14 protein-coding genes and 1 pseudogene are annotated in these 15,063 nt (G+C 69.4%); 10 read left to right on the top strand and 5 right to left on the bottom strand.

Going from position 1 to position 15,063, the window contains the following annotated elements; translation table 11 throughout:
• Positions 1-6 precede the first annotated feature (6 nt).
• The 3 genes from W7S_RS22850 to W7S_RS22840 are packed head-to-tail and all read right to left on the bottom strand — an operon-like array spanning position 7 to position 2,445.
• Positions 7-1,062 carry a DUF2993 domain-containing protein gene (locus tag W7S_RS22850; protein WP_036429532.1) on the bottom strand — a complete coding sequence of 352 codons (1,056 nt, stop codon included), beginning with the start codon at positions 1,060-1,062 and terminating at the stop codon, positions 7-9.
• The gene (locus tag W7S_RS22845) at positions 1,059-1,886 is read right to left on the bottom strand and encodes a carbon-nitrogen hydrolase family protein (protein WP_008261221.1); all 828 of its coding nucleotides are present in this window, start codon (positions 1,884-1,886) and stop codon (positions 1,059-1,061) included. The genes W7S_RS22850 and W7S_RS22845 overlap by 4 nt, the downstream gene beginning before the upstream one ends.
• Positions 1,887-1,920: 34 nt before the next feature.
• Positions 1,921-2,445, bottom strand: a complete 525-nt coding sequence (locus tag W7S_RS22840) for a DUF2505 domain-containing protein (protein ID WP_008261218.1) — start codon at positions 2,443-2,445, stop codon at positions 1,921-1,923.
• A gap of 26 nt (positions 2,446-2,471) precedes the next feature.
• Between W7S_RS22840 and W7S_RS22835 the strand changes: the two genes are divergently transcribed.
• Positions 2,472-3,590: a UDP-N-acetylmuramate dehydrogenase gene (locus tag W7S_RS22835; RefSeq protein WP_008261216.1), complete on the top strand. Its 1,119-nt coding sequence runs from the start codon at positions 2,472-2,474 to the stop codon at positions 3,588-3,590.
• Between the two features lie 32 nt (positions 3,591-3,622).
• The gene (locus W7S_RS22830; RefSeq protein WP_179945084.1) at positions 3,623-4,996 is read left to right on the top strand and encodes an Ig-like domain-containing protein; all 1,374 of its coding nucleotides are present in this window, start codon (positions 3,623-3,625) and stop codon (positions 4,994-4,996) included.
• Here the strand turns inward: W7S_RS22830 and W7S_RS22825 are convergent.
• The gene (locus tag W7S_RS22825; protein ID WP_014712441.1) at positions 4,980-5,729 is read right to left on the bottom strand and encodes an SDR family NAD(P)-dependent oxidoreductase; all 750 of its coding nucleotides are present in this window, start codon (positions 5,727-5,729) and stop codon (positions 4,980-4,982) included. The two genes, W7S_RS22830 and W7S_RS22825, sit on opposite strands and share 17 nt — an antisense overlap.
• Before the next feature lie 260 nt (positions 5,730-5,989).
• Between W7S_RS22825 and W7S_RS22820 the strand changes: the two genes are divergently transcribed.
• The 6 genes and pseudogenes from W7S_RS22820 to regX all read left to right on the top strand — a co-directional run bounded on the left by W7S_RS22820 (position 5,990) and on the right by regX (position 12,165).
• The gene (locus W7S_RS22820) at positions 5,990-7,240 is read left to right on the top strand and encodes an ROK family transcriptional regulator (RefSeq protein WP_202947908.1); all 1,251 of its coding nucleotides are present in this window, start codon (positions 5,990-5,992) and stop codon (positions 7,238-7,240) included.
• Positions 7,241-7,262: 22 nt separating this feature from the next.
• Positions 7,263-8,537 (top strand): D-inositol-3-phosphate glycosyltransferase, encoded by a 1,275-nt coding sequence (mshA, locus tag W7S_RS22815; protein ID WP_014712439.1) that lies wholly within the window; start codon positions 7,263-7,265, stop codon positions 8,535-8,537.
• Positions 8,534-9,074, top strand: a pseudogene (locus tag W7S_RS22810) (YbjN domain-containing protein); the annotation flags it as partial. The gene mshA and the pseudogene W7S_RS22810, both read left to right, overlap by 4 nt.
• 184 nt (positions 9,075-9,258) lie before the next feature.
• Positions 9,259-10,008, top strand: a complete 750-nt coding sequence (locus W7S_RS22805; protein ID WP_014712438.1) for a phosphoglyceromutase — start codon at positions 9,259-9,261, stop codon at positions 10,006-10,008.
• Positions 10,009-10,161: 153 nt separating this feature from the next.
• Positions 10,162-11,391 (top strand): cell wall metabolism sensor histidine kinase WalK, encoded by a 1,230-nt coding sequence (locus W7S_RS22800; RefSeq protein WP_008261206.1) that lies wholly within the window; start codon positions 10,162-10,164, stop codon positions 11,389-11,391.
• A gap of 90 nt (positions 11,392-11,481) precedes the next feature.
• Positions 11,482-12,165 (top strand): two-component sensory transduction protein RegX, encoded by a 684-nt coding sequence (gene regX / locus W7S_RS22795; protein WP_008261205.1) that lies wholly within the window; start codon positions 11,482-11,484, stop codon positions 12,163-12,165.
• Positions 12,166-12,168: 3 nt separating this feature from the next.
• Here regX and W7S_RS22790 read toward each other — a convergent pair whose 3' ends face one another.
• The gene (locus W7S_RS22790; protein ID WP_008261204.1) at positions 12,169-12,972 is read right to left on the bottom strand and encodes a hypothetical protein; all 804 of its coding nucleotides are present in this window, start codon (positions 12,970-12,972) and stop codon (positions 12,169-12,171) included.
• Between the two features lie 119 nt (positions 12,973-13,091).
• Between W7S_RS22790 and W7S_RS22785 the strand changes: the two genes are divergently transcribed.
• Together W7S_RS22785 and W7S_RS22780 are read left to right on the top strand one after the other, a co-directional pair.
• Entirely contained in the window at positions 13,092-14,108 is a 1,017-nt protein-coding gene (locus W7S_RS22785) for a Ppx/GppA phosphatase family protein (RefSeq protein WP_008261202.1), read from the top strand.
• On the top strand, positions 14,105-15,061 hold the full coding sequence (locus W7S_RS22780) for a hypothetical protein (protein ID WP_008261200.1): 957 nt from the start codon (positions 14,105-14,107) through the stop codon (positions 15,059-15,061). The genes W7S_RS22785 and W7S_RS22780 overlap by 4 nt, the downstream gene beginning before the upstream one ends.
• Positions 15,062-15,063: the final 2 nt, after the last annotated feature.

Raw genomic sequence — 15,063 nt, 5'->3', positions numbered from 1 at the left:
CGGCCATCAGAGGTTGGCGAAGCAGGGGTTGTTGTTGTCGCCGGCGGGAATGCTGGCGTTGCGTGTCGAGAAGTGGCTGGTCACACCCTTGTCGGTGACCTGCACGCTGTCGGCGTGAATGCCCAGCGGGTAGTTCTTGGTCAGGTTCGAGGTGAAGTCGTCCAGGGTCGACTGCACGGATTCCTTGGGCATCGTGAAGCCGAGCGCGTTGAAGCTGACGATCTGCAGCTTCAGCCCGGTGCCCTCCACCACCGGCTTGGCGGTGATGTTGTCCAACATGCCCTTGAGCTCGATCGTGCCGTCGGCGGGATGCGTGGTCACGGTGTTGGTGACGAAGGGCCCCAGCACCGGGATCGCGTTCTGCACCGATTCCTTGATGCCGTCACTCGTCCAGCTGATGGTCGCGTCCAGCGAGCCGATGGTGCCCTTCGAGTTGGCCGTGTCCTTGATCCGGACGTCGTTGATGTTGAGCGAGAGCTTCATGCCCTTGGCGTCGCGGATGTTGTTGCCGGCAGTCTGCACCGAGATGTTGGTGTAGTGCTTGGTCGCCTGCTGCCACAGCATCAGGGGCGTCACCCCGAAGGACGCGGTGGCCTGGTCCTTGACCTCGCAGGCCACTGCCTCGGCGACCTTGGTGTCCGCGACGTGGCGCACGTACAGCTCGGCCCCGATGAGCCCGGCGATGATCAGCGCGAAAACGATGATGAAGATCAGCAGGACCGAGACCGGATCACGACCGAAGCGGCGCTTCTTCTTCCCCGGCGTTGCGTCATCGCCGGGCGCAGTGGCCAGCCGCTCGGTCGGGCCGGCGGGCGGGGTGGTCGGCGGCGGGTAGCCGCGCTGCTGCATGTTGGGCTGGGGCGTCCCGAACCGCTCCGTCTGGCCCGGCGGGGGACCCTGAGCGGGCGGCGGTGGCGGTGCCGGCGGGGGCACGTGACCTGGGCCGCCTGTGCTGATCCGCTCGGTTGGCCGTTCCGTGGGAGGCTGCCCGAACGGTCCCTGGTTGGAGGGACGGGCCCACTTCGACGGGTCCTGGTTCGGGGGTCCTTGTGGGTTCGTCACCGTACCGATTCTGCCCTATCCACCTGAGCAAAGGCCGAGCGGTTGCTGAGGACTGCGATGGCTTTGCGCGCCTCGGCGACCCTGTCGACGTCGACGTCGGCGACCACGAGCTGCGGCTCCGCACCGGCCGACGCGACGACCTCGCCCAGCGGCGAAACGACCAGACTGCCGCCGACCCCGGTGGGTGCGCCCGATCCGGATTCCGCCTGCGCGGCACCGGGGTCCGCCTGACCGGCGGCGGCGACGTAGCTCATCGAGTCGAGCGCGCGGGCGCGGGCCAGCAGCGTCCACTGGTCGAGTTTGCCCGGGCCCGCTCCCCAGGACGCGCACACGGCGATCACCTGGGCGCCGCGGCGGGCCAGCTCGGTGTAGAGCTCCGGGAAACGGATGTCGTAGCAAACGGTCAACCCGACGCCGACGCCGTCGACCGTGATCACCACGGGTTCGTGTCCCGGCGCGACCGTCCGCGATTCGGTGAAGCCGAACGCGTCGTAGAGGTGGATCTTGTCGTAGTGGGCGCCCGACTGATCGGGTGCCGCCGCGAGCAGCGTGTTTTTCACCCGCCCGTCGCCGGCCGGGGTGAACATGCCCGCGACGACGGTGATCTTCGATTCGGCCGCGACGCTGCGCACCCCGTCGGCCCAGGGGCCGTCGAGCGGCTGCGCGACCGGGCCGAGCGGGACGCCGAACCGGCACATGGTGGCCTCCGGGAACACCACCAGCTTCGCGCCCGCATCGGCGGCCCGGCGGCTGTATTCGCGCACCAGCTGCAAATTTGCTGCGGGATCGGTGCCGCTGAGGATCTGCGCCAGGGCGATTCGCATGAAGGCCAGCTTAGAGCGAAGTCGCGGTGAGGGCTCAGGCCGTTTTGGCGATCCACTCCGTGGTGAAGCGCTGTTCGGCGGCGATCAGCTCGGCCAGGCGCGCGCCGATGATGTTCTCCAACTTGCCGCCGATGATCGGGACGCGCACGTGGACGGTGGCCCGGAACGTCAGCCGAGAGCCCCCGGTCCGTCCGATGGGTTCCAGCACCGCGGTGCCCTCCAGGCTCACGGGCGCACCCACGATCGAGCCCATGACCGACCCCGCCGCGGCCCCATCGGTCACCGGCCCCCACGTCTCCTCGCGCCGGATGCGCAGGTCGCCGCTGTGCAACTGCGTGACCATCCCGGGCAGCTTGTCGCTGCTGATCACCTGCAGGGTGACGACCTCGACGGTGTCGTCGTCGCCGGACTGCCCGCCGACCCGCATCGACTCCAGCGTGGCGACGTCGGCCCCGGATTCGGCCAGCCTGGCTCGCCAGTAGTTCGCATCGGTGAAGGCCCGGTGCACCTCGTCAACACTGCCGTCGTAGTCGGCCGACAAGTCGAATGAACGCGGCATAGCAGGTCAGGCTACCGTTACGGGCCATGAAATCCAGCGGTGCCGGTTCGGTGTTCGCCGGTGCGTCGGTGGCCGAGTCGGCGCCACTGGCGCCGCTGACGACCCTGCGGATCGGGCCGATCGCACGGCGCCTCGTCACGTGCACCAACAGCGACCAGGTCGTCGCCGCGCTGGGGCGCCTGGACGCGGAATCGCGTGCGGGACAAGGCGGCCCGGTGCTGGTGTTCGCCGGCGGCTCCAACCTGGTGATCTCCGACACGTGCGCCGACCTGACCGCCGTGAAGCTGGCCAACGACGGCATCACGGTCGACGGCAACCTGATCCGCGCCCAGGCGGGCGCGGTGTGGGACGACGTCGTGCTCGCCGCCATCGAGCACGGCCTCGGCGGGCTGGAATGCCTGTCCGGCATCCCCGGCTCGGCCGGGGCCACCCCGGTGCAGAACGTGGGTGCCTACGGCGCGGAGGTGTCCGACACCATCACGCGGGTAAAGGTGCTCGACCGCGGCACCGGCGAAGTGCGCTGGGTGCCGGGCGGCGAGCTGGGCTTCGGCTACCGCACCAGCGTGTTCAAACGCGGTGGCGCCGGCGGCTTCGAAATCCCTTCCGTCGTACTGGAAGTGGAGTTCGCGCTGGACGCATCGGGGCGCAGCGCGCCGCTGCGCTACGCGGAGTTGGCGGCGGCGCTGAACGTCGGCGTCGGGGAGCGTGCCGAGCCGCGGGCGGTCCGCGAAGCCGTGCTGGCCCTGCGGGCCCGCAAGGGCATGGTGCTCGACCCGGCCGACCACGACACCTGGAGCGTGGGCTCGTTCTTCACCAACCCGGTCGTCGCCCCCGACGTCTACGAGCGGCTGGCGGCGACCGTCGACGGGCCCGTCCCGAACTACCCGGCGCCCGACGGCGTGAAGCTGGCCGCCGGCTGGCTGGTGGAACGGGCCGGCTTCGCCAAGGGCTATCCGGAGCCGGGACCGGGCGGACGCGAAGCGCCCTGCCGGCTGTCCACCAAGCACGCGTTGGCGCTGACCAACCGCGGGGGCGCCCGCGCCGACGACGTGATCGCACTGGCCCGCGCCGTCCGCGACGGCGTCGCGGACGTGTTTGGTGTCACACTGATCCCCGAGCCCGTCCTGCTGGGGTGCAGGCTGTAGCCGCAAAATTTGCCGACGCGGGCCAGACCCCGATTTGTCGCGGGCGGGTCGGCGGATTTTCCCCGGTATCTTTGATTTTCGTGACCCCGTCCCGCGCCCCGCGGCCGTTCAACCGGCGCGTTGCTTTGGCGACCCTCGGGCTCGGCGTGCTCGCCCCCAATGCGCTGGCCGCATGCGGTGGCACGTCCGCGAAACAAGCCGAGAAGAAGGAGCAGCCGGCGCTGCAGCTGAAGTACCAGCCCGCCGACGCCACCCAGAACGTGGTGCCGATCGCCCCGGTCAGCGTCCAGGTGAGCGACGGGTGGTTCCAGCACGTCACGCTGTCGAATTCGTCGGGCAAGGCCGTCGCCGGAACGTTCAACCAGGACCGGACCGTCTACACGACTTCCGAACCCCTGGGCTACGACATGACCTACACGTGGAGCGGCTCGGCCGTCGGGCACGACGGCAAGCCGGTCCCGGTTGCGGGGAAGTTCACCACGGTCTCGCCCAGCAAGAAGATCGGCGGGGCGTTCCAGCTGGCCGACGGCCAGACCGTCGGCGTCGCGGCGCCGATCATCCTGCAGTTCGACGCCCCGATCACCGACAAGGCCGCCGTCGAAAAGGCGCTGACCGTCACGACGAACCCGCCCGTCGAGGGCAGCTGGGCCTGGCTGCCCGACGAGGCGCAGGGCGCCCGCGCGCACTGGCGCACCCGCGAGTACTACCCGGCGGGCACCACGGTCAGCGTCGAGGCCAAGCTGTACGGCCTGCCCTTCGGCGACAGCGCGTACGGCGCCGAGGACATCTCGCTGAACATCCAGATCGGCCGCCGGCAGGTGGTCAAGGCCGAAGTCTCGTCGCACCGCATCCAGGTGGTCCGCGACGAGGGCGTCGTCATGGACTTCCCGTGCAGCTACGGCGAGGCCGACAAGGCGCGCAACGTCACCCGCAACGGCATCCACGTGGTCAGCGAGAAGTACGCCGACTTCTACATGTCCAACCCGGCGGCCGGCTACAACCACATCCACGAACGCTGGGCGGTGCGGATCTCCAACAACGGCGAGTTCATCCACGCCAACCCGGCGAGCGCCGGCGCGCAGGGCAACACCAACGTCACCAACGGCTGCATCAACCTGTCCACGAGCGACGCCGAGCAGTACTACCAGTCGGCGATGTACGGCGACCCGGTCGAAGTGACCGGGAGCTCGATCCAGCTGTCCTACTCCGATGGCGACATCTGGGACTGGGCCGTGGACTGGGACACCTGGGTGGCGATGTCGGCGCTGCCGCCGCCCACCGCGCACCCGCCGTCAACGCAGATCCCGGTCACCGCGCCCGTCACGCCGTCCAACGCGCCGACCCTGTCGGGCACCCCGACCACGACGACGCCCGCCACCACCGGTCCGGCTACCCCCGGCGGTTAAAGCGACTGGCCGACGCCTGGTCGCGCGGCTTCATCACGATCAGGTCCAGATCGACGTGGGCCGGGCGCGAGGCGACGAATCCGATCACCTCGGCCACATCGGCCGCCACCAACGGGGTGATGCCGGTGTAGACGGCATCCGCGCGCTGTTGGTCGCCGTCGAAGCGCACCAGCGAGAATTCCGTTTCGACGGCCCCCGGGGCGATCTCGGTCAGCCGCACCGGTTTGCCCAGTAGCTCGCCCCGCAGCGTGCGGTGCAGCGCGCCCTGGCCGTGTTTGGCCGCCGTATAGCCGGCGCCGCCGTCGTAAACCTCAAGTGCCGCAACGGAAGTGACGGTGACGATCAGCCCGTCACCGGACTCGATCAGCTTGGGCAGCAACGCGCGGGTGACCCGCAGCGTGCCGATCACGTTGGTCTCCCACATCCACCGCCAGTGGTCGAGGTCGGCATCGGCGACGGGTTCCAGTCCGCGGGCGCCGCCGGCGTTGTTGACCAGCACGTCAACGCGGCTCAGTTTGCTCGCCAGCGCGTCGACGGAGGCGTCGTCTGTGACATCGGCCACAATCGCGGTGCCGCCGATCTCCTCGGCCAGGTTGTGGATCCGGTCGGCGCGGCGCGCCACCGCGACGATGTGAAAGCCCTGCGCAGCCAGGGTTCGAGCGGTCGCCGCGCCGATTCCGGAGCTGGCTCCCGTGATCACCGCGACGCGTTCATTCCTGCCAGTTTCAACCATCGAAACAACCTTAGTGAACGTGCTAAATTTTCCGTGTGCTTCACAGCGCCCTGTCCGACATCACCACCGCCGCGTGTCTGTGCGCGGCGGGTGCGTGTTGTTGCTGCGCACTTTGCCGCTCCTGACCCCATGCCAGGTGTGGCCAAGATGGCCAGCAAAATTCGGACAAAAGGACGCTCGTGCCCACCAATACCCTCACCCATACCCATCTTTCGGCCGGCCGCGTCGTCGGCTACTCCGGCCAGAAGGGCCACCGCTCGGTGCGCCGGCAGATCGTGCCGCCGGCCTTGCACATCCCCGACTCCGCGGCGGCCTCCGTCTTCCGGGCCGTCCGGCTGCGCGGTCCCGTCGGCCGTGACGTCATCGCCGGCGTCACCTCGCTGAGCATCGCGACGGTCAACCGTCAGGTCATCGCCCTGCTGGAGGCGGGCCTGCTGCGCGAGCGCGCCGACCTGGCCGTCTCGGGCGCGATCGGCCGCCCGCGCGTGCCGGTCGAGGTCAACCACGAGCCGTTCGTGACGCTGGGCATCCACATCGGTGCGCGCATCACCAGCATCGTGGCCACCGACCTGTTCGGCCGCACCCTCGACACCGTCGAGACCCCGACGCCGCGCAACCCGGCCGGGCCCGCGCTGGCGTCGCTGGCCGACAGCGCCCGGCGATACCTGCGGCGCTGGCATCGGCGGCGGCCGCTGTGGGTCGGGGTCGCCATCGGTGGCACCGTCGACGGCGCCACCGGCCAGGTGGACCACCCGCGACTGGGCTGGCGGCAGGCGCCGGTCGGCCAGGTGCTGGCCGACGCGCTGGGCCTGCCGGTTTCGGTGGCCTCGCACGTCGACGCCATGGCCGGAGCCGAGCTGCTGCTGGGCATGCGCCGGTTCCTGCCCAGCTCGCCGACCAGCCTGTACGTCTACGCCCGCGAGACCGTGGGCTACGCGCTGGTGATCGGCGGGCGGGTGCACTGCCCGTCCAGCGGGCCGGGCACCATCGCGAGCCTGCCGGCCCAGTCCGAGCTGCTCGGCGGCACCGGTCAGCTGGAATCGACCGTCAGTGACGAGGCCGTGGTGGCCGTCGCCCGCCAGCAGCGCATCCTGCCGTTCGCCCCGGCGAACCGCGCCAACGGGCCCGCCACCGGCATCGCCGACCTGTTGCGGGTGGCGCGCGCCGGCAACCAGCAGGCCAAGGATCTGCTCGCCGAGCGGGGCCGGGTGCTCGGCGAGGCGGTGGCGTTGCTGCGCGACATGCTCAACCCCGACGAACTGGTCGTCGGTGGCCAGGCGTTCACCGAATACCCCGAGGCGATGGAGCAAGTGGAGGCGGCGTTCGCCGCACGCTCGGTGCTGGGGCCGCGCGACATCCGCCTCACCGCGTTCGGCAACCGGGTGCAGGAGGCCGGCGCGGGGACCGTGTCGCTGTCCGGGTTGTACGCCGACCCGCTGGGCGCGATGCGGCGGGCGGGCGCGCTCGACGCCCGGCTGCACGAGGTCACCCGGGACGAGTCGTCCGCCTGAGCCGTCCTGTAAAGATGACAGGGTGCGCCACGATGACGTTTTCCGGCTGAACGAACCGCGCCGGGTCGCAGTGTTGGCGGTCCACACCTCCCCGCTGGCCCAGCCCGGCACCGGCGACGCGGGCGGCATGAACGTCTACGTGCTGCAGACCGCGTTGCATCTGGCGCGCCGGGGCATCGAGGTGGAGATCTTCACCCGGGCGACAGCGTCCGCCGACCCGCCGGTCGCGCGGGTGGCGCCGGGGGTGCTGGTCCGCAACGTGGTGGCGGGGCCGTTCGAAGGGCTGGACAAATACGATCTGCCCACCCAGCTGTGCGCGTTCGCGGCCGGCGTATTGCGCGCCGAGGCATCCCACGAGCCGGGTTACTACGACATCGTGCACTCGCACTATTGGCTGTCCGGGCAGGTGGGGTGGCTGGCGCGTGACCGCTGGGCGGTGCCGCTGGTGCACACCGCACACACCCTGGCCGCGGTCAAGAACGCGGCGCTGGCCGAGGGGGACTCGCCCGAGCCGCCGCTGCGCACGGTGGGGGAGCAGCAGGTGGTCGACGAAGCCGACCGGCTGATCGTCAACACCGACGACGAGGCCAGGCAGCTGATCACGATTCACCACGCCGACCCGGCGCGGATCGACGTCGTCCATCCCGGCGTGGACCTCGACGTGTTCCGGCCCGGCGATCGTCGGGCCGCCCGGGCCACGCTGGGCCTGCCACCCGACGAACCCATCGTGGCGTTCGTAGGCCGGATCCAGCCGCTGAAGGCCCCCGACATCGTGTTGCGTGCCGCGGCGAAACTGCCGGGGGTGCGGATCGTCGTGGCGGGCGGGCCGTCGGGCAGCGGCTTGGCTTCCCCGGACGGATTGGCGCGGCTGGCCGACGAGCTGGGCATCACCGCGCGGGTGACTTTTTTGCCCCCGCAGTCGCGGTCGAACCTGGCCACCTTGTTCCAGGCCGCCAATGTCGTTGCGGTGCCGAGTTATTCGGAGTCCTTCGGCCTGGTCGCCCTCGAGGCGCAGGCCTGCGGCACCCCGGTGGCGGCGGCCGCGGTCGGCGGGCTGCCGGTGGCCGTGCGCGACGGGGTCACCGGCACGCTGGTCGCCGGGCACGACGTCGATCGATGGGCGGCCGCCCTGGACGGGCTGCTGCGCACGCCGGCGCCGGCGGCCGGGGAGATGGGCCGCGCGGCCGCCGCCCACGCGGCGACCTTCTCCTGGGATCACACCACCGATGCGCTGCTGGCCAGCTATAGCCGCGCGATCCGCGAGTACACCGCCGAGCGCCGCGAGGTGGGCGCATGAGTTCCTCTACCGATGTGTCACGGGTGATCGAGGATGCCCTGCGGGCAAGCGGGCTGAACTACTCGAAACACGCTGGCGCGCATGGCGGTCCGTCGGGGTTGGTGGTGGAACTGCCCGGTGAGCGCAAGCTCAAGACCAACACCATCCTGAGCGTGGGCGAGCATTCGGTGCGGGTCGAGGCGTTCGTGTGCCGCAAGCCGGACGAGAACCACGAGGGCGTGTACCGGTTCCTGCTCAAGCGCAATCGCCGGCTCTACGGCGTGGCCTACACGCTGGACAACGTCGGCGACATCTACCTGGTGGGCCGCATGTCGCTGCCGTCGGTGGACGCCGACGAGATCGACCGGGTGCTCGGCCAGGTGCTCGAAGCGGTGGACTCGGACTTTAATACGTTGCTGGAGTTGGGTTTTCGCTCGTCGATCCAGAAAGAGTGGGAGTGGCGCGTATCGCGCGGCGAGTCGCTGAAGAACCTGCAGGCGTTCGCCCACCTGATCGACGAAGACGACGATGCAGAGCGCGAAGCGCGATGAGGAGGAGTCGAGCTTTGAGCCGCGAAGACGACGATGCAGAGCGCGAAGCGCGATGAGGAGGAGTCGAGCATCGGGTACGAAGACGACGATGCAGAGCGCGAAGCGCGATGAGGAGGAGTCGAGCCTCGGGCACGAAGACGACGATGCAGACGACGACGACCGCTGAATGAGCGCGTGAGAGACTAACCGGCATGGGTGACTCCGCCACGCTGGTCCTGCTCCGTCACGGTGAAAGCGAATGGAATTCGCTGAACCTGTTCACCGGTTGGGTGGACGTCGGGCTGACCGACAAGGGCCGCACCGAGGCGGTGCGCAGCGGCGAGCTGCTGGCCGAACACAATCTGTTGCCCGACGTCCTCTACACGTCGCTGCTGCGCCGGGCCATCTCCACCGCGCACCTGGCACTGGACGCCGCCGACCGGCTGTGGATCCCGGTGCGGCGCACCTGGCGGCTCAACGAACGCCATTACGGGGCGCTGCAGGGCCTGGACAAGGCCGAGACCAAGGCGCGCTACGGCGACGACCAGTTCATGGCCTGGCGACGCAGCTACGACACGCCGCCCCCGCCGATCGAGATGGGCAGCACCTACAGCCAGGACACCGATCCCCGCTACGCCGACATCGGCGGCGGGCCGCTGACCGAGTGCCTTGCCGACGTGGTCGTCCGCTTCCTGCCGTATTTCACCGACGTCATCATCCCGGACCTGCGCAGCGGCAAGACGGTGCTGATCGTCGCGCACGGCAACTCGCTGCGGGCCCTGGTCAAGCACCTCGATCGGATGTCCGACGACGACATCGTGGGCCTGAACATCCCGACCGGCATCCCGCTGCGCTACGACCTGGACGCCGACCTGCGCCCGGTGGTGCCCGGCGGCACCTATCTGGACCCCGAGGCGGCCGCCGCCGGTGCCGCCGCGGTCGCCGGCCAGGGCCGCCGCTGACGTTTGCGCCCGGCGCAATCCGTCGCGCGAACGCCCCGTTAGCCAAACATCACGTGAACGGGAGCGGAACACCTGTGACGCAAGGTGTGACTTGTCCGATTTTGGCCTCGTTCTGCTAGGGCAGCGTTCAGGAAGATTTGTAGGATTTGCTATGTGACTGTGTTCTCGGCGCTGTTGCTGGCCGGGGTGTTGTCCGTGCTGGCGCTGGCCGCAGGAGTGGCGGTCGGGGTCCGACTGTCGCCGCGCGCGATGCAGCGCCGGCAGCGGGTGAGCACCGAATGGACCGGGATCACCGTCGGGCAGATGCTGGAATGCATCGTGGCGCTGATGCCGGTGGGCGCGGCGGTGGTGGACGTCCACCGCGACGTCGTCTACCTCAACGACCGGGCCAAGGAGCTCGGCCTGGTGCGCGATCGTCAGCTCGATGACCAGGCCTGGGAGGCGGCGCAGCAGGCGCTGACCGGTGTCGATGTCGAGTTCGACCTGCAGCCCTCGAAACGGACGGGCGCCCGGTCCGGGCTATCGGTGCACGGGCAGGCCCGGTTGCTCAGCGAAGAGGACCGCCGGTTCGCCGTGGTCTTCGCCCACGACCAGTCCGACTACGCGCGGATGGAAGCGACCCGGCGCGACTTCGTCGCCAACGTCAGCCACGAGCTCAAGACCCCGGTGGGTGCGATGGCCCTGCTCGCCGAGGCCCTGCTGGCGTCGGCCGACGACTCCGAAACCGTGCGGCGGTTCGCCGAGAAGGTGCTCGTCGAAGCCAACCGTTTGGGGGACATGGTCGCCGAGCTGATCGAGCTGTCCCGGCTGCAGGGCGCCGAACCGCTGCCCAACGTCGTCGACGTCGACGTCGATAAGGTTGTGAGCGAAGCGATTTCGCGTCACAAGGTGGCCGCCGAGAACACCAAGATTGCGGTCCGCACCGACGCCCCCAGCGGGTTGCGGGTGCTCGGCGACGAAACGCTGTTGACCACCGCGCTGGCCAACCTGGTCTCCAACGCGATCGCCTATTCGCCGCCGGGTTCGCCGGTGTCGATCAGCCGTCGCCGCCGCGGCGAGAACGTCGAGATCGCCGTCACGGATCGCGGGATCGGGATCGCCCTGGAAGACCAGGAGCGGGTCTTCGAGCGTTTCTTCCGGGGCGACAAGGCGCGTTCGCGGGCCACCGGCGGCAGCGGGCTGGGCCTGGCCATCGTCAAACACGTCGCGGCTAACCACAACGGCACCATCGGCGTGTGGAGCAAGCCGGGAACCGGATCGACATTCACGCTGTCCATTCCCGCGGCCAAGCCGTCTCCTCGAGACGAGGGCGAATCCGAGCAAGCGCAGGGTCGCGACGTGCGGCCCGACCGGTCCCAACGAGAGGAAGAACTAAGTCGATGACCCGCGCGTACGACGATGCCGAGGAGGAATCGCGCTCATGACCCGCGCGTATGACGATGCAGAGCGTAGCGATGAGGAGGAATCGCGCTGATGACCAGTGTGCTGATCGTGGAGGACGAGGAGTCGCTGGCCGATCCGCTGGCGTTCCTGCTCCGCAAGGAAGGCTTTGAGGCCACCGTGGTGACCGACGGGTCGGCGGCGCTCGCCGAGTTTGACCGCGCCGGCGCCGACATCGTCCTACTTGACCTGATGCTGCCCGGAATGTCTGGCACCGACGTCTGCAAGCAACTGCGGGCGCGTTCCAGCGTGCCGGTGATCATGGTGACCGCCCGCGATAGCGAGATCGACAAGGTCGTGGGTCTCGAGCTGGGCGCGGATGACTATGTGACCAAGCCCTATTCGGCGCGCGAGCTGATCGCGCGGATCCGGGCGGTGTTGCGCCGCGGCGGCGAGGACGACTCCGAGATCAGCGATGGCGTGCTCGAGTCGGGCCCGGTGCGGATGGACGTCGAACGCCACGTCGTGTCGGTCAACGGCGACACGATCACCTTGCCGCTCAAGGAATTCGACCTGCTCGAGTACCTGATGCGCAACAGTGGCCGGGTGCTGACCCGCGGGCAGCTGATCGACCGGGTATGGGGCGCGGACTACGTCGGCGACACCAAGACGCTCGACGTCCACGTCAAGCGCCTGCGGTCCAAGATCGAAGCCGACCCGGCCAACCCGGTGCACCTGGTGACGGTGCGGGGCCTGGGCTACAAGCTGGAGGGCTAGCGGCTACTCGGCGATGCGAGTCGCCGGGTGCACCGCGATGAGTCCTAACTTGCTGCGGCGCTTGCACATTGCGGCCAGCTCCGCGTAGGCCTTGCCGCCCAGCAGTTCGGTGAGTTCGTCGGCCAGGCTTTCCCACACCTGCTTGGCGCCGACGTGGGCGGCCGGGTCGCCGGTGCAGTACCAGTGCAGGTCGGCGCCCCCGGAACCCCAGCCGCGGCGGTCGTATTCGGTGACCCAGGTCTTGAGGATCTCGGTGCCGTCGGGCCGGGTCACCCACTCCTGGCTGCGACGGATCGGCAACTGCCAGCAGACATCCGGCTTCATGGTCAGCGGCGGCACACCGAGCTTGAGGGCCTTGCTGTGCAGCGCGCAGCCGACGCCGCCCGCGAAGCCGGGCCGGTTGAGGAAAATGCACGCGTCCTTGTGCTTGCGGGTGCGGTACTGGGGCTGGCCCTCATGCTCGTCGAGCTCCAGATATCCCTTGCGGCCCAAGCCTTTTTCGCGATACTGCCAGTCGGCGGCGGTCAGCTTTTTCACCGCGTCGTCGAGGCGGGCGCGGTCGTCGTCGTCGGACAAGAACGCGCCGTGTGAGCAACATCCGTCGTCGGGGCGGCCCTCCACCGTGCCCTGGCAGGCGGGCGTGCCGAACACACACGTCCACCGCGAGAGCAGCCAGGTCAGGTCGGCGGCGATCAGGTGCTCGGGGTTGTCGGGGTCGTAGAACTCCACCCATTCGCGGGCGAAATCCAGTTCGACCTCGTGGCCCGGCTGTCCGGGTTCTGGGTGCGAATTCGCCACGGAGTCCACGTTAGACCACATTTCGGCGCGGCCGCGCCGCTGACACTCGTGGCCCGTATGGCCGTGATCACGGTGGGTTAACCGGGTCGCGCAAAAGCCTGCCGGCGACGCCCCGTTAGGTTGTCTACGTGCGATTGGGCGTTCTCGACGTGGGCAGCAACACGGTGCATCTCCTGGTGGTCGATGCCCACCGGGGCGGTCATCCGACGCCGATGAGTTCGACGAAGGCCACCCTGCGGCTGGCCGAGGCCACCGACAGCGCCGGCAAGATCACCAAACGTGGTGCCGAGAAGCTGATCTCCACAATCGACGAATTCGCTAAGATCGCCGACAGTTCGGGCTGCGAGGAGCTGATGGCCTTCGCCACCTCGGCGGTCCGTGATGCCGGCAACTCCGACGACGTGCTAAGCCGGGTGCGCAAGGAGACCGGCGTCGAGTTGCGGGTGCTGACCGGAGTCGACGAGTCGCGGCTGACCTTTCTGGCGGTGCGCCGCTGGTACGGGTGGAGCGCGGGGCGGATCATCAACCTCGACATCGGTGGCGGCTCGCTGGAGATGTCCAGCGGCCTGGACGAGGAGCCCGAAGTCGCGATGTCGCTGCCGCTGGGCGCCGGCCGGCTGACCCGCGAGTGGTTGCCCGACGATCCGCCCGGGCGGCGCCGGGTGGCGATGCTGCGGGATTGGCTGGACGCCGAACTCGCCGAGGCCAGCGCGAAGATCCTCGACGCCGGCAGTCCCGACCTGGCGGTGGCGTCGTCGAAGACGTTCCGCTCGCTGGCGCGGCTCACCGGCGCGGCCCCGTCGGGCGCCGGACCGCGGGTCAAGAGGACGCTGACAGCAAACGGCCTCAGGCAACTCATATCTTTCATCTCTAGGATGACGACCGCTGACCGGGCGGAACTGGAAGGAGTGAGCGCCGAGCGCGCCCCGCAGATCGTGGCGGGTGCGCTGGTGGCGGAGGCGAGCATGCGAGCGCTGTCGATCGAAGTGGTGGATATTTGCCCGTGGGCATTACGGGAAGGTCTCATTCTGCGCAAACTCGACAGTGAAGCCGACGGAACCGCCCTCATGGGCCCGTCGGTGCGTAATGCTGGAGGTCAGGTAGTTGATCGGAATCAGCACCGATCGAGAGGCGACAAACCATGACCGGACCGCACTCCGAGACCGAGAGCCCGGGCACTCGGCCGATCTCGGTGGCCGAATTGCTGGCCAGAAACGGAACCATCGGTGCCCCGGCGGTCACCCGGCGGCGCCGCCGTCGCCGCGGTGACAGCGACGCGGTGACCGTCGCCGAGCTCACCGGCGAAATCCCGGTGGTCCGCGACGACGACGACGCCGAACACGGCGCTACCGACACCATCGAGGCCGTCAAACCCGCCGATTCGCCCGCCGAGGACGTCGCCGCCGAGCCGGTGACCGAAGACAAGCCCAAGACCGCCTACTGGTCCGAGCCCGAGCCGCGCTGGCCCAAGTCGCCGCCGCAGCCCAAGCGGGTGCCGGGCCCCGAGCGCAGCGCCTACCCGCGGCCCTTGGCCAACGGGACCGCCCGGCCCGAGGAGCCCTCCGGCGCCGAGGACATGAGCCCTGATCCGATGGACCATTACGCCGACATCCCCGTCGACGTGATGGATTCCGACGTGCGTGAAGCCGAACCCGCGCTGGAGGACTCCGCCTACGTGCGCTCCTACCTGCGGTCCTCGGGCTCGCTGGACGAGGATCTGGACGAGGACGGGGACGCCGCGCGCGCGGGGTCGCTCGACACCGGACTGCTCGGCCTCGAGGACGAGGACGCTCATGCGGAGGGCGCCGACGCTCACCCGGCGGAGGGCAGGCTCGACGCGCTGTGGCGCGGCGCCGTGGTTGTGCTGCAGTCGATCCTGGCGGTCGCGTTCGGCGGCGGGCTGTTCGTGGCCTTCGACCAACTGTGGCGCTGGAACAGCATCGTGGCGCTGGTGCTCTCGGTGCTGGTCATCCTCGGCCTGGTGGTCGGGGTTCGGGTGGTCCGCAAAACCGAGGACATCGCCAGCACGTTGATCGCGGTCGCGGTGGGTGCGTTGATCACCCTGGGGCCCCTGGCGCTGTCGTTGCAGTCGGGCTAGCG

Source organism: Mycobacterium sp. MOTT36Y, from assembly GCF_000262165.1.
GTDB lineage: Bacteria > Actinomycetota > Actinomycetes > Mycobacteriales > Mycobacteriaceae > Mycobacterium > Mycobacterium intracellulare.
Note: the sequence above shows the minus strand (reverse complement) of the source record. Positions and strands in the feature narration are given on the sequence as shown.

Bases quoted from the DNA above. Each gene is read 5' to 3' on its own strand.
- W7S_RS22845 (WP_008261221.1), bottom strand. From the start codon at position 1,886: ATGCGAATCGCCCTGGCGCAGATCCTCAGCGGCACCGATCCCGCAGCA.
- W7S_RS22840 (WP_008261218.1), bottom strand. From the start codon at position 2,445: ATGCCGCGTTCATTCGACTTGTCGGCCGACTACGACGGCAGTGTTGAC.
- W7S_RS22835 (WP_008261216.1), top strand. From the start codon at position 2,472: ATGAAATCCAGCGGTGCCGGTTCGGTGTTCGCCGGTGCGTCGGTGGCC.
- W7S_RS22825 (WP_014712441.1), bottom strand. From the start codon at position 5,729: ATGGTTGAAACTGGCAGGAATGAACGCGTCGCGGTGATCACGGGAGCC.
- W7S_RS22805 (WP_014712438.1), top strand. From the start codon at position 9,259: ATGGGTGACTCCGCCACGCTGGTCCTGCTCCGTCACGGTGAAAGCGAA.
- regX (WP_008261205.1), top strand. From the start codon at position 11,482: ATGACCAGTGTGCTGATCGTGGAGGACGAGGAGTCGCTGGCCGATCCG.
- W7S_RS22780 (WP_008261200.1), top strand. From the start codon at position 14,105: ATGACCGGACCGCACTCCGAGACCGAGAGCCCGGGCACTCGGCCGATC.